The organism is Anaerobutyricum soehngenii (genome assembly GCF_009697165.1).
GTDB classification, from domain to species: Bacteria; Bacillota; Clostridia; order Lachnospirales; family Lachnospiraceae; genus Anaerobutyricum; species Anaerobutyricum soehngenii.
Genome location: NZ_VULP01000013.1, coordinates 33356 through 48210, shown reverse-complemented (window position 1 = coordinate 48210; position 14855 = coordinate 33356). Strand labels below are relative to the sequence as shown.

Below are 14855 nucleotides of genomic sequence, written 5' to 3'. Positions count from 1 at the left end.
TTTTTATGCATTTTGTATTGACAAAATTTACTTTATAAAGTAAAATATTAGACGTTGTAGCAATACAACGAATGCCCAGATAGCTCAGTTGGTAGAGCAGAGGACTGAAAATCCTCGTGTCACTGGTTCGATTCCGGTTCTGGGCATTTTTTTATTGCCTTTTTTGAGAAAATAAAGAATGCCAGAAGGAATCAAATTTAATATTATTCATAATATGAGTCACAGCAATTGGGGTTAATCTTCACAGCATCTAGCTTGTGAAGTGGCAAACATGGAATGTTCAATACACAGAAAATCTGAAAATCCTCATATATCACAAATGCGCCTTAGAGCAAGTTCAAGCTGCGGACGAGCAGTTTGAACGTAGTGATACGAAGCATTTGTGATATATGAGGATTTTCAGGTTTTCGTCTGTCCCCAATGCCACATTTTTTCCCACCTCACAGACAAACATTTTGCTTTTTTTATTCATAATATTAGGCTATAATAATCATGAGAAAGTTTGTCTATATGATATAGATTCGGATAGAAGATTATTGGGGGAATTGTATGATTAAGATTACGAAGGAAAATATTATTCCATATTTAAAAGAGCATTTGCCGGATTTTGATGATTCTCTCCCTGTGAATATTAGTATGGTTGGAGAGGGAACAGAGGAAGAAGATGGAGATGGCTATGTGAATTACATTTACAGAGTGCAGACACCGAAGGAATCTCTGGTATTGAAGCAGGGAACGGATATCAGCAGAGTAAGCCAGCAGGAGATCGCAACGTACCGTAATCGGTTAGAGTACAACAGTATGCGTATTTTTTATGCGATCACACCGGAGTATGTGCCGTATCTTAAGTTTCAGGACAGAGAGAATAATGTTTTTGTGATGGAAGATGTTTCGGATTTGAAGGTTGTCCGTTTTCAGTTAAATAAGAACAAGATGTTCCCGGAGCTTGGCCGTCAGTGCGGTGAGTTTATGGCGAAGACCGAATTCTGTACATCAGAATATTATTTGTCTCGTGAGAAGTATCGTGGACTGCAGAAGCATTTTGAGAATACAGAACTTCGAAGGATTATGGAAGATCAGATGTTTTTAGATTGCTTTGGCTGCGATGTTGATTATTCGTTAGGGAATAACTTTGCAGATTTTGCAAGTCAGTTCAGTAAAGATTCCAGATACCGCACAGAGCTTTATAAGCTCCGCCGTAAGTTTATGAGCCATGCAGACGGATTGATTCATGCAGATTTACATACATCGAATATTTTAGCTTCACGAGATGAGATGAAGGTCATTGATATGGAATTTGCTTTTATGGGACCATTTGGTTACGACCTCGGCTATCTGGTTGGCAACCTCATTTCCCAGTACTGTGCAGCCTGCTTTAAACGCTTCCCGTCCGAGCAGAACAGAAAGCAGTTTAAGGCATATCTGTTAGCAACGATTAAGTCATTAATCGAAACATATATGAAGACATTTACTTTATGCTGGGAAAGAAGTGTGAAGGAAAGATACCGCGGACAGCAGGGACTGTTACAAAGCATTTTACAGGAAGTTATGGTGGACATGCCGGGATATGCCAGCATGGTGAACTGGTTCCGCTCTGTAAGTGATATACCATATCCGGATTTTGATGTGATTGAGAACAAAGATGCCAAACGTAATGCAACGGTACTGTCACTCATGATAGACTGGGGAATTATGTTTGGAAGATATAAGTATCAAAGTGCAGATGATTTGATCGAAACAATTATAGGGATTGAAGAAGAGTTTAGAAAGTCATTGTAAGAGATAGGTTGAATCAATTTTGACCAGAGAATTTTTTACACGCTCTAGAAGAAGTCGGTTATATAGCTGGCTTCTTTTTTTATCTCAGTCGAGAAGACTCCCACCTCTTTCAGGTGGTGAGTGACAGCAAATTTGTCTTAGTGGGAATCCAATCTCCGACTGAGATAAACGCTCCGCGAGGATGCGCAGTGATTCTGTAAAGAATATGTCAGCTTACGCTGACCAGAATCAGGCGCCAAGTCGCGCGGCTGCTCGACTTGAATGAAAAAAATAATCATTAACTTGAAGTGATTTATCTTGAAAACATGGAAGAAGAGATGTATTATAAAAAAGTAATACTACCTTAAAGAAAGCAAAAAAGTAAAACGAAAAGAGGTCTATCATGAAAAAAATATTACTGGTTATGGCAGTGACAATAGCATTGTCATTAAATGCTTGTACTTTTACAGGCCAGTCAGAAACAAGTAATATGGTTGATGAGTCTGTTTCTGTTGACCAGGAAGGAAAGGTCATAAGAGTTGATATTCCTAATGGAGATGGTACATTCACTACGTTAGAAGGAGAAGAAGCACAAAAATGGTATGATAAAGCAGGTGAAGAAGATCAACAGGAAGCTGCCGAAGAAGCTTCAACGCAATCAATAGAAGATGTTAAATAATACATCTAGATTAAAGGAGCGAGGTAATGAAAAAGAAGACATTTTTAGTATTTATTTTATTTTTAATATGGCTTAATTACTTACTATCTTGTCAACTACCCACGACCTAAAGGTCATGGGCTTGTAACTGCCCAGTCGTACTAACGGATTACACCTCCGACCTTTAATCCCCGATAGATATTGCTATCTAAAGTGGCGTTACATCATAGGGCGGCTGACAGCACCCTTTACAGACAAGACATGCTCATCTGTAACTGTATCAGGTACTAAACTTCCCATGCTATACAGTAAAAAAATCTTTTACGGTTAAGATTTTACGCAATACACGAATTTCGTATTGCAACCTCATATCTTGTCAATGTACAAAAGAGTGTCTTTAATGAGCAGCACATCTAACGGTTTTCTCTTTAAGAACTGCTACGGCTATTGTAGCATATTGGGTAACAGTTAACAAGGCTCCTCCCACCACCTAAAGGTAGTGGGTTTCCGCCTATGGCAAACGAAAGAATTTTATTTATGAATATGTAAAAATTATGATGGATACGGCGGATGGTTCTAAAGTTAGTAATACAATAGTATTGTTGATCTTTCCTATAATGTGGAATTATGGAGCAGCTATTATAAAAATTATTAGTTCTATCGCAGTGATTATCATCACCTTGATATATCAAACTAATGAATATGTTGATATAAGAAAAATTTGTTATTCGTCCGATGATTCGCTGATATGGAAGATTGTAAGTATTTTGTTTTATATTGCGATAGTATTGTTTGCTGCGTATATGCTGTGGTCAAATGTTAAATATAGTTTCTTTGGTATAACGTGGTTCTTATCAAGTATCCTGTTGGCAAGTTCTTATTTTATATGGATTAAAAATTTATCATTTCGTTTACAAGATAGCTAATTACCAGTAAGTGAAAAAATGGAGATGCTGCAGTATATTATTATAATGCAACATCTCCAAATTTAATTCTAGTATAAATTAGTTGAATAAAAAGACAACAAAAAAAGCACGAGACGGGATTCGAACCCGCGACCCTCGCCTTGGCAAGGCGATACTCCACCACTGAGCCACTCGTGCATAAAACTTAAATGAATTATTCAACTGTATTTAGTATATCATATATTTTCTAATTGTCAAGAACTATTTGAAATGTTTTAACAACTTTGAAAAAATAAAAGCGGGTGATGGGAATCGAACCCACGTATCTAGCTTGGAAGGCTAGTGTTCTACCATTGAACTACACCCGCATATGCTGTGCTGTCTCACAACGAAATTTATTCTAGCATAGTTTTTTTGAAAATGCAAGGGGTTTTTTTGAAATTGTTCAGAAGATTATAGCTTTATAGAAAACTAAAGTTCATTAATTCACTTTTCTAAGTTTCTAACAGACTTGCCAGATTGGGAGTTTGTAGTTAGGAGGTTTAAGAATGGACAGCCCTCTTATCCTCTGTAATATACAAAAATGCGCCTTAGAGCAAGTTCAAGCTGCGGTTGAGCAGTTTGGACGCAGTGATACGAAGCATTTTGTATATTACAGAGGATAAGGGGCGTCAGTTTAGCCATTTAAACAACATTCCCCTATTAAAAACGCTCATCTCATGTTATACTGAAAACGTTCGAATGAAAATCAGCCTGCGGAGTACATTTCCGTAGGTTTTTTATTCAGACAGAGCCAGGAAGTTCTATTTGAATCCCGTATTGAATAAAAGAACCTGCTCGACTTGAATTTTGTTGGAAGGAGTATGTAATGCGCTTTTTATTATGCGGAATTAATGCAAAGTATATCCACTCAAATCTGGCAATCTTCAGCCTGAAAGCATATGCAGACAGGAAGAAGATTCCGGGAGCGGAGATTATTTTAAAAGAATATACGATTAATAATTATGTAGAGGATATTTTACAGGATTTATATGAGACGAAGGCCGATGTGGTTATTTTCTCCTGTTATATCTGGAATATTTCTTTTGTAAGAGAGTTAGCAGCAGAGCTTAAGAAGGTAAGCCCTGCTGTAAAAATATGGGCTGGAGGTCCGGAAGTTTCTTATGCGGCGAATAAATTTTTAGAGCAGAATTCAGCATTTGATCTTATTATGCAGGGAGAGGGAGAAGAAGTTTTTTCTGAACTGATTCGTTTTGCGCTAGAAGATAAATATTTCGCAGGAGAAGAGAATACCAACTCAACGAATCATATAGATATGGCAAAACTTCAGAAGTTACAGGGAATCGCCGTTCGGGATTTTTCCGAAAAATCAGCATTGGAAATTGGCGAGAGTAGTATGGAGAGTAAATCGAAAATCATCAATACAGGTTTTGCTGCTTTGATGAATATGGATACGATTCCTTTTGTGTATGAAGATTTTCATCTTTTTGAGCATAAGATTTTATATTACGAGACAAGCAGGGGATGTCCGTTTCGTTGCAGTTACTGTCTTTCTTCTGTGGATAAGACGGTGCGGTTCCGTTCATTGGAGCTTGTGAAAAAGGAGCTGGATGCATTTCTTGAGGCAAAGGTTCCGCAGGTGAAGTTTGTTGACAGGACATTTAACTGTAATCGGCAAAGAGCGATTGATATTTGGAGTTATCTGGTGGAACATGATAATGGTATTACGAATTTTCATTTTGAGATTTCTTCGGATCTGCTTGGAGAGGAAGAGTTGGAACTTTTTGCAAAGATGCGGCCGGGTCTGATCCAGCTTGAAATCGGAGTGCAGTCTACGAATGGGGAGACGGTTGATGCGATTCATCGGCATATGGATTTAGATAAGCTTTTTCATTATGTGGACAGAGTACATAAACTGGGAAATATTCACCAGCATTTGGATTTGATCGCGGGGCTTCCCTATGAAGATTATGAGAGCTTTGGAAAGTCTTTTAATGATCTGTATGCACATGAACCAGATCAGCTTCAGCTAGGGTTCCTTAAAGTTCTGAAGGGGACAGTGATGGAAGAGGAAGTTAAAAAATACGACATTATCTATAGAAATCAGTCTCCGTATGAAGTGCTTGGCACAAAATGGCTTTCTTATGATGAGATTATTTTATTAAAAGGTGTGGAGGAACTGGTAGAGCTTTATTATAATAGTGGGCAGTATGCGCTGACATTGAAGTATGCCGTACCATTTTTTGAAAGTCCGTTTCGTTTTTATGAAATGTTCTCAGCATCTTATCGGAAAAAAGGTTACCATAAATTGAATCATAATCGTCTGGAAAAATATAATATTCTTCGCGAATTCTTAAGGGAACATATGCAGGAAGTCAGATGGAATATTTTAGATGAGATTATGTTGTATGATATGTATCTTCGAGAAAATGTAAAAGGAAGACCAGTGTGGGCAAAAGATACCGCAAAGTACAAGAAAGAATGGAAGATGCTGTATAGAGAACAGGGAGAAAAACTTTTCCCAGAAGAAGTACAGGCAGGTACATATGATTCAAAAAAAGCAGCGAATCAGAGTCATATTGAACTATTTGAAATTGATATAAAGCAGTTTGAGGAGAATGGAACGATTGTAGAAAAGAGAGTATGTTGTTTGTTTGATTATAATAAAAGAAACCCGTTAAATCGTGCTGCAAGGACTGTGGAATGGAATGTTTCGCCCCAAAAGGGTAAAATCTAATAAAATACATACTTGAATGTAAGACAGAAATGGCTTAGAATGTAACTATTCAACATTGAAGATGTTTTTTACTTTATAAAAAAGTACAGAAATATGATTTAAAAGAGAGGAATATATTATGAAGTCAAATGGTACAAAGAGAAGACAGAGAATCGCTACGATTGTAGTAGCAATAGTAGTAATCGCAATGGTAATCACTACAGTAGCGCCGATGATGATGTAGGCAATGTGTATTTTGGCAGGAAGACGACCAGAATTTTGCTGCAGTTGTAAAGCTGTTTTGTTTATATCAGATGTGAGAATACAATAGATAAGTTTTAGAAAGAAAGTGAAAAGGTGTGAGATGAAGAAAAGAATAGGGGTTGTTGTTCTTGTATTGCTTCTTCTTCTTTTAGCAGGCGCCGGAGCGGGATTTTATTATTACTATTCTAAGTATATTAATATTGACGCGATTTATCCGGGAGTAACGATTCAGGGGATGTCTGTTGGCGGAATGACGCAGAAAGAAGCGGAGGCAAAGGTACAGGAGTACGTAGATCAAGTATCACAGGAAACAGTGACATTACAGGTAAGGAAGAAGGAGACCGCATTCCCTCTTTCAGATATCGGCTTGAAGTGTACAAACATGGATGTGGTAGAGGAAGCATATAATCTTGGGAAGACAGGTAATGTTTTTAAGAGAGTGATGGAAGTCAGGGAGCTTGAGAAGAAAGGAACCGACTTTCCACTTACATTTTCTGTAGATAAAGAAGAAACAAAGAAGGTTGTCGCAAAGAAGGCAAAGAAGTTTCTTGCAAAGAAGAAGGATGCGACAATTAAGCGTGTAGATGGTAAGTTTGTTATTACAAAACATGTACATGGTATTGCTATCGATTTTGATGCGAATGCAGAGAAGCTTGCAGAAGTTTTTGATAATAAGAACTGGGATCATAAGTCTGTTGTATTTCCGATGGATTATACTTTAGATAAGGCAAAGCACACAAAGAAGGAGCTTTCTGCAATTAAGGATGTACTTGGTACATATACAACATCCTATGCTGGATCTGCTTCTGGAAGATGTGCGAATGTAGAGAATGGAGCAAGTCTCATCAATGGAACCGTATTATATCCGGGAGAATCCTTCTCTGTATATTCTAAAGTTGCGCCATTTACAGCGGCTAATGGATATCATCTTGCAGGTTCTTATTCAAATGGGCAGACAGTTCAGACCTATGGTGGTGGAATCTGTCAGGTTTCAACGACTCTTTATAATGCAGTTCTTAGAGCAGAGTTAAATGTAACAGAGCGTTTAAATCATTCTATGACGGTTCATTATGTTCCTTTATCTGCCGATGCGGCAATTTCCGGAACAGATAAGGATTTAAAGTTTACTAATAATTTAGATCATCCGATTTATATTCAAGGAACCGCAGGTGGAAGCAGTATTACATTTACTATTTATGGTAAGGAATATCGTGCTTCAAACCGTAAAGTAGAATATGTATCACAGACCCTTTCTGTAAGAGGTCCTTCCGAAAAAGTGATTAAAGATAATACGATGGAAGAAGGAAAGCGTGTTGTGGAATCTAATGGACGTACCGGTTATACAGCAAGGCTGTGGAAGGTTGTATACATAGACGGCAAAGAGACAAAGAGAACACAGGTGAATTCCAGTTCTTATATGTCAACGCCATCGGTTGTTCGTGTTGGAACAAAGAAAAAAGAAGTTCCAAAGCCAACGACAGAAACTGGAAAGAAAACAACAAAGGCAGAGGATAAAGCCAAAGCCGATGTGAAGCAGCCAAACGGTAATTAATGAAGAATAATGAATGAAAAATAGATAAAACAGAGCAGGTGTATGCCTGCTCTGTGCGGGAGATATTATGCGGATAGGAAAAGTAAAAGAGAGTATTTTAAAACGCTCGGTACTAAGACAGTTGCATAATCACAGTGAAGAAGGCTCTCCGGCATCCGGTGAGGATGCCGGGGTTCTTTTTATGCCGGAATTTTCAGAGGATGCCGGGGTAGCATTATCGGTGAATCCGATAGAAGGCTGGACATTTGCGGCAAAGAGAGCTGTTTATGGCGCTGTAAATAGTATGCTGGCAGCCGGAGCAAAAATCAAGGCAATTTCACTTAGCGTTCTTATGCCACAAGATACAGAGGAAAAACAGTTAAAATTTTTAATGAAGGAGATCGATGCACTTTGTACACAGGAAGACATTCTGGTAATTTCAGGACATACAGCAGTGTCTCCTTTTGTAAGTACTCTTATTTTATCTGTGACAGCAATGGGAATTCAAAAGAAAAAAGAGGGAGCCCGGGCAGAATATACAAATTTAGATCTGGTTATTGCAGGAACTATCGGAAGAGAGGGAGCAGCAATGATTGCAACGGAGCATGCGGATCGTTTAGAAGAAAGATATGCGCCGTCTTATATTGAAACGGCAAAGCATTTATTTGATGATGGTTCGATGTCCGCAGTATCTGACATTTTACAGGAAAGAGAAGTTATTTCTATTCATGATGTAAGAGAAGGTGGTATTTTTGCCGCACTGTGGGAAATGGCAGCCGCAAAGAACGTTGGTCTTTCTGTTGATTTAAAAAATATACCGATCAGACAACATACAATCGAAGTATGTGAATATTTTAATTTAAATCCATATATGCTTCGGTCCGGTGGAACCTTGCTTCTTGCCTGTGCAAATGGAGCCAGATTAGTAGAACAGTTTCAGAAAGCTGGCATAGAATCGGCAGTGATCGGTCAGACAACATCAGGAAATGACCGCCTGATACATTACGATGAAGAGGCTCGTTTTTTAGAGCCCCCGAAAATGGATGAATATTATAAAGTATAATTATTGTAATATAAATAGGCATTGCCAACGATGTAATAGTAACGATATCATATTGATAGTGACAAAATATAAAGGAGAGTAGCAGATGCGTAATGAGATTTTAAAAATGCTGGAAAATAACAGCAGAATAGACTTGCATGATCTGGCAATCATGCTTGGAACCGATGAGAGCATGGTGTTAGAAGAAATCGAAAAAATGGAGAATGAGGGCATTATCTGCGGTTATCCTACACTGATTAACTGGGATAAAACAGATACAGAAAAAGTAACCGCATTTATCGAAGTTCGTGTTACCCCACAAAGAGGACAAGGCTTTGAAAAACTTGCGGAAAGAATTACGAACTATCCGGAAGTAAAGTCAATATATCTTATGTCCGGAGCATTTGATTTTGCAATCTTTTTAGAAGGAAAAACATTAAAAGAAGTATCTATGTTTGTATCAACGAAGCTTTCAACATTAGAGGCAGTTGCCGGTACGGCAACACATTTTGTTCTGAAAAAGTATAAAGATCATGGAATGATCCTTATTGATAAAGAACCAACGAACAGAATGAAGGTGACACCATGAGAAATCCCTTATCTGATAAAGTAGTGGAAATGAAACCATCGGGAATCCGCAAATTTTTCGATCTGGTACAGGAAATGCCTAATGCGATTTCTCTTGGGGTAGGTGAGCCGGATTTTGACACACCATGGCATATTCGTGAGGAAGGCATCTATTCTTTGGAAAAGGGACGCACTTTTTATACATCGAATGCCGGACTGTTAGAACTTCGAAAAGCAATCGCACACTACATGTATCGTAAATATGATTTAGAATATGATCCTGTACATGAAATCGTAGTAACAGTTGGCGGAAGTGAAGGAATTGACCTTGCACTCCGCGCAATGATCAATCCGGGAGATGAAGTTATTTTACCGGAGCCGGCGTTCGTATCCTATCTTCCTTGCATTAAGCTGGCAGATGGAGTTCCGGTCACGATTAATTTAAAAGAAGAGAATCAATTTAAATTACAGCCCGAAGAATTACTTGCCGCGATTACAGATAAAACAAAGATTTTAATTTTATCTTATCCGAATAATCCAACAGGTGCAATTATGACTCGCGAAGACTTAGAGCCAATCGCCGAAATTATAAAAGAAAAAGATCTGTATGTCATTTCCGATGAGATTTATGCAGAACTTACCTACGGACAAGATCACTGTTCTATCGCTTCACTTCCGGGAATGAGAGACAGAACGATTATCATCAATGGATTCAGTAAGTCATTTGCTATGACCGGATGGAGAATGGGATTTGCTACAGGTCCGGAACTGATCATGCAGCAAATATTAAAAATTCATCAGTTTGCGATCATGGCAGCACCGACAACAAGTCAGTATGCCGCAATCGAGGCAATGACAAACGGAGAAGAAGACGTACAGATTATGCGAAATGCATATAATCAACGCCGTCGATTTGTATTAGAACTTTTCTCAGAAATGGGACTAAAATGTTTTGAACCGGAAGGCGCATTTTATCTGTTCCCATGCATCAAAGAATTTGGAATGACTTCCGATGAATTTGCAAACCGTTTCTTACACGAAGAAGAAGTAGCAGTCATTCCAGGAACCGCTTTTGGTGACTGCGGAGAAGGCTTCCTTAGAATCTCTTATGCGTATTCCATCGAAGAATTAAAAGAAGCATTAGGACGTTTAGCAAACTTTGTTGAAAGATTACGTAAAGAGAAAAACCTATAATAGTAGTAAATAAAGAAATATCGAGGAATAATTATGGTAAACATTGTATTACATGAGCCGGAAATGCCGGCAAACACCGGAAATATCGGAAGAACCTGCGTAGCAACAGGAAGCGTTCTTCACCTGATCGAGCCACTTGGCTTCAAAATCAACGACAAAATGCTCAAACGGGCCGGACTTGATTACTGGGATAAATTAGATGTCCGCACCTATGTAAACTTTGAAGACTTTCTTGCGAAAAATCCCGGAGCAAAAATTTACATGGCAACAACAAAGTCAAAACAGACATACACAGATGTAGAATACGAAGATGGCTGCTACATTATGTTCGGAAAAGAAAGTGCCGGAATTCCGGAAGAAATTCTGCTTGAACATAAAGAAACCGCTGTTCGTATCCCGATGCTCGATCATATCCGTTCACTGAATCTTGGAAACTCTGTAGCAATCGTGTTGTATGAAGCATTAAGACAGCAGGGCTTCAAAGAACTTGAACTCGAAGGACAACTACACAAATACGAATGGTAAATACGAATTTGTAGATTTCGTGTAGACGAAAAAAGAAAAAACTAATACATCCCATCTGCTCTGTAGTCGCTGTATTTAAGATGCTCGTTCGCATCTTAAACACACTCCGAAGCCGCATCTGGGATGTATTAGTTTTTTCTTTTTTCTGACTATACAAAACTCACAGTTGGTGAGAATGGGGGATTGCCCAGAAGGCTATGATTTTTAATCAAAAAAACTGTTCCGCATAAGAAAATAGTAGTGAAGGTCAAAGCCTTCCGATTAATCCGATTTCTTTCCATATAATAATGTCTTACAATTCCTTTTGCTTTAGAAGATCGACTACAAATCCAGTGGGAAAATATTCCCCTCTGGAGATTTTTATTCTAGTGAAAACCATAGACTTCTGGACAATCTCCTCTTTTTCCCTCAGACTAAAATACTAATTCCTCATTAAGAGCAGTCAGCCGCTGAAATAAAATTTTATGCTGAATTGTAAGAAGACTATGATAAAGAAAAAAGAATAGTTATAAGTATTGCATTTTGTGACTTTGCGCTGTGGAATTTTGACTCTGAAAACTTCGGACTCGTTTTTCCGAAGTTTTCGTTTTTTGAGGCAAAATGAAGCGTTTAGCGCAACGGAACAAAATCTAACTTATAACTATTCTTTTTTCTTTACAAGACTAACTACAATTCAGCTCAATATCTTCTACTAAAGCGGCGTCTGTGTCCCCCTCAAATTAGTATTTATTTAAAAGTTACGATTGTTACCCCCGCATCTCCTTCGCCGAATTCTGCGAGTTTATAGGATTTGACAAATTTGAGCTTACGGAGATATTCGTGGATTCCTTTTCGTAAAGCGCCGGTTCCCTTTCCATGAACAACGCGGACGGAAGTAAGGCCGGCAATCATGGCATCATCAAGATATTTTTCAAGACGGGCAATTGCCTCGTCCACAGTATTTCCGAGAAGGTTAATTTCTGGATTGATGGTTGCCGCTTTATTAATGCTGTAGCGGTCTTTTGGCTGATGCTGTGGTTTTGGTGCTTTTTCAGGGGCGAGGAGTTCTAAGTTTTTATAGTTTACTACCGAACTTAGGAAGCCCATCTGGATTATAAGGTCCCCATCTTTGTTGGCGGCTTCTTTTACGGTTCCGTTTAGAGAAAGTGTAGTTACAAATACGGAATCGCCTACTTTAAAGTCAGAAGGATCGGAGATAGTGGAAGATTTCTTTGCTTTGTAAGCAAGTTTTTTATCAAGCTTACTCATGCGGCCTCGAAGGTCACTTCTTTGTGCTTCCATTTTCTTCATGTTGTTCTGCTTTGGATGCTGTCCCCATGCGTGGTATTTGCGGATGGATTCATCGGCAACTTCCTTGGCTTCTTCGAGAATATTTCGAGCTTCCTCACGAGCGTCCCGGAGCATTTTGTCTCGTTTTTCTTTGATATCATCCTGTTTTTCTTTCAGGCTGTTTTTTAAGTTTTCGATTTCCTGTTTTGTCTTGTAAAGTTCAGACTGCTCTTTTTCGATTTCCGCTTTATTTTTCTCTAATTCAGAGAGCATATTTTCAAAGTCGATAGCCGTAGCATCAATCTGGGAGCGGGCCTGCTCGATGATATAGTCCGGAAGACCGAGGCGTTCACTGATGGAGAACGCATTACTTTTTCCAGGAATACCGATTAAGAGGCGGTAAGTTGGAGAAAGTGTTTCAAGGTCGAATTCACAACAGGCATTTTCGACGCCTTCTGTATCCATTGCGTACATTTTAAGCTCCGCATAATGCGTTGTTGCAACAGTACGAATCTTACCTGTATGTAGATCATCTAAGATGGCAATCGCAAGTGCCGCACCTTCTGTCGGGTCGGTTCCGCCACATAACTCATCGAGTAAGACGAGAGAATTGGGGTCAGCTTCGTTTAAAATGTGGACAAGGTTCGTCATATGAGAAGAAAATGTGGATAAGTTCATCTCAATACTCTGTTCATCGCCAATATCAGCAAAAATATCGGAAAATACAGCAAGGCGGGAACCCTGAAATGCCGGAATATGAAGACCGGCCTGTCCCATGAGCTGGAAAAGACCAACTGTTTTTAAAGAAACCGTTTTACCACCGGTGTTTGGTCCGGTAAGAAGGAGCATATTGAAATCTTCTCCAATATAAATATGAATCGGAACTACTTTTTTCGGATCAAGCAGAGGATGTCTGCCCTGTTTGATATCTACAATGCCGTCGGTATTAAAGATCGGTTCTGTTCCCTGATATTCTTTTGCATATTTTGCTTTGGCAAAAATAAAGTCAAGCTTTGTGAGAATCTTCTGATTCTCTTCTAATTCCCGGCTGCAGGAAGCGGCCTGGGCGCTTAAAGACTGCAGAATCTTTTCGATTTCCATTTTTTCTTTAATATCTAATTCTTTTAAATGGTTATTTAACTGTACGACAGCCATCGGTTCGATGAAAAGTGTGGAACCGGATGAGGACTGATCATGAATCATACCAGGAAATGCATTGCGGTATTCTGTTTTTACAGGAACACAGTAACGGCCGTTACGGACAGTAATCAATGCATCCTGAAGCATAGTTTTATTATTTTGTGAGTTGATAACGGAAGTCAGCTTATTGTGAATGGAAATATTTGTCTGCTTGATTTCCCGCCGGATATCTTTTAATGCGGAAGAAGCATTATCACTGATTTCATCTTCTGATAGGATGCACTGGGTAATTCGCTGATACAGGAATTCGAGCGGGTCAAGTTCTCCAAAATAACTGTTTAAAGAGTCATAAGCCAGCACTTCATCTTCGGTATCTCCGTATTCGACTGCCTGTGCCGTAATAGAAAGAAGACGGGCAATCTCAAGAAGTTCCTTTTGATTGAGTGTGGAATCAATTTCTAGTAGCCTTAAATGTGGGCGGATATCGGAAAGTCCCTGAAAAGAAAGATAACCCGTCTTATAAAGCCGGGTTAATGCATCCTTTGTTTCTGTCTGTGCGGATAAGATTTCTTCGTAGTCAGAAGAGGGAAGCAAATCTTTGCAAAGCTTCTTTCCCATTGTGGAAGAAGCAAAAGTTTCCAGCTTTTTAATTATTTTATCATATTCTAATGTGATAAATGCCTTTGTATTCATAAATAAAATCCTCTCAGATAAGTTAAATGTACTCTTACAAAATCAAGCAAAAAAAGATTCCGAGAGTACATGTTAAGATTTTCATATATTCATTATCTGTTGATACAGTATCGTATATGAGATTATTAATAGCGTGCCCGGAATCGGGTTTCTTTTGCTGCATTTACGGAAGGAATATCTGAGATATCCAGTCTGTCAATGCGGATAAAACCATTCCCACCTGGCCGATCAGAGGATAACTCCTGTAAAAAGAGGTCCACGCGGTGTTCAAGTCCCTGCACTTCCATCTCTACTGTACCGTCATAAAGATTGCGAACCCATCCGGTTACATTATATTTTTTTGCGAAACCGGTTACTGTAAATCGAAGACCAACGCCTTGTACGCGGCCATGTGCAATAATATGTTTTCTGATCATAGTGCGTTTCTACAGTCCGATAATGTGCCGGACTATTCCTTTCTTTAATTTAGTAAATTTAAGATAAAAAATAATGTAAAAGTAATTGTGACACGAAACATTCGATTTGTCAATCAAGATGGGGGAGAAAGCTTTTGAAAAAGCGGAAAATTCTGCAAAATAGACGATTTTCTTGGT

Annotated in this window: 10 protein-coding genes and 3 tRNA genes; 9 read left to right on the top strand and 4 right to left on the bottom strand. The window is 38.7% G+C overall.

Features of this window, described 5'->3' with window-relative positions; translation table 11 throughout:
- Positions 1-73 precede the first annotated feature (73 nt).
- From FYJ25_RS07690 to FYJ25_RS07680, 3 genes are all read left to right on the top strand, one after another.
- Positions 74-146: transfer RNA gene (locus tag FYJ25_RS07690), tRNA-Phe, on the top strand.
- Between the two features lie 403 nt (positions 147-549).
- Positions 550-1779, top strand: coding sequence for a phosphotransferase (locus FYJ25_RS07685; protein ID WP_154580970.1), 1230 nt, complete (start codon positions 550-552; stop codon positions 1777-1779).
- Between the two features lie 382 nt (positions 1780-2161).
- Positions 2162-2437, top strand: a complete 276-nt coding sequence (locus tag FYJ25_RS07680; protein WP_154580969.1) for a hypothetical protein — start codon at positions 2162-2164, stop codon at positions 2435-2437.
- A gap of 1010 nt (positions 2438-3447) precedes the next feature.
- On the opposite strand, the gene FYJ25_RS07675 is transcribed toward FYJ25_RS07680, so the two are convergent.
- Both FYJ25_RS07675 and FYJ25_RS07670 read right to left on the bottom strand, forming a co-directional pair.
- Positions 3448-3519 (bottom strand) — tRNA-Gly (locus tag FYJ25_RS07675).
- 99 nt (positions 3520-3618) lie between these two features.
- Positions 3619-3689 (bottom strand) — tRNA-Gly (locus tag FYJ25_RS07670).
- Positions 3690-4189: 500 nt separating this feature from the next.
- Between FYJ25_RS07670 and FYJ25_RS07665 the strand changes: the two genes are divergently transcribed.
- The 6 genes from FYJ25_RS07665 to trmL all read left to right on the top strand — a co-directional run bounded on the left by FYJ25_RS07665 (position 4190) and on the right by trmL (position 11160).
- Positions 4190-6058, top strand: coding sequence for a B12-binding domain-containing radical SAM protein (locus tag FYJ25_RS07665; RefSeq protein WP_154580968.1), 1869 nt, complete (start codon positions 4190-4192; stop codon positions 6056-6058).
- 343 nt (positions 6059-6401) lie between these two features.
- The gene (locus tag FYJ25_RS07660) at positions 6402-7853 is read left to right on the top strand and encodes a VanW family protein (RefSeq protein ID WP_154580967.1); all 1452 of its coding nucleotides are present in this window, start codon (positions 6402-6404) and stop codon (positions 7851-7853) included.
- Positions 7854-7920: 67 nt separating this feature from the next.
- Positions 7921-8895: an AIR synthase-related protein gene (locus tag FYJ25_RS07655; RefSeq protein ID WP_154580966.1), complete on the top strand. Its 975-nt coding sequence runs from the start codon at positions 7921-7923 to the stop codon at positions 8893-8895.
- Positions 8896-8980: 85 nt separating this feature from the next.
- Positions 8981-9463 carry an Lrp/AsnC family transcriptional regulator gene (locus FYJ25_RS07650; protein WP_021906325.1) on the top strand — a complete coding sequence of 161 codons (483 nt, stop codon included), beginning with the start codon at positions 8981-8983 and terminating at the stop codon, positions 9461-9463.
- Complete coding sequence (locus FYJ25_RS07645) at positions 9460-10635, top strand: pyridoxal phosphate-dependent aminotransferase (protein WP_154580965.1); 1176 nt, start codon at positions 9460-9462, stop codon at positions 10633-10635. The genes FYJ25_RS07650 and FYJ25_RS07645 overlap by 4 nt, the downstream gene beginning before the upstream one ends.
- Before the next feature lie 33 nt (positions 10636-10668).
- Positions 10669-11160 carry a tRNA (uridine(34)/cytosine(34)/5-carboxymethylaminomethyluridine(34)-2'-O)-methyltransferase TrmL gene (gene trmL / locus FYJ25_RS07640; RefSeq protein ID WP_021906323.1) on the top strand — a complete coding sequence of 164 codons (492 nt, stop codon included), beginning with the start codon at positions 10669-10671 and terminating at the stop codon, positions 11158-11160.
- Positions 11161-11886: 726 nt separating this feature from the next.
- On the opposite strand, the gene FYJ25_RS07635 is transcribed toward trmL, so the two are convergent.
- Together FYJ25_RS07635 and FYJ25_RS07630 are read right to left on the bottom strand one after the other, a co-directional pair.
- On the bottom strand, positions 11887-14262 hold the full coding sequence (locus tag FYJ25_RS07635; protein WP_154580964.1) for an endonuclease MutS2: 2376 nt from the start codon (positions 14260-14262) through the stop codon (positions 11887-11889).
- Between the two features lie 125 nt (positions 14263-14387).
- Complete coding sequence (locus tag FYJ25_RS07630; protein WP_096241261.1) at positions 14388-14678, bottom strand: acylphosphatase; 291 nt, start codon at positions 14676-14678, stop codon at positions 14388-14390.
- Positions 14679-14855 lie beyond the last annotated feature (177 nt).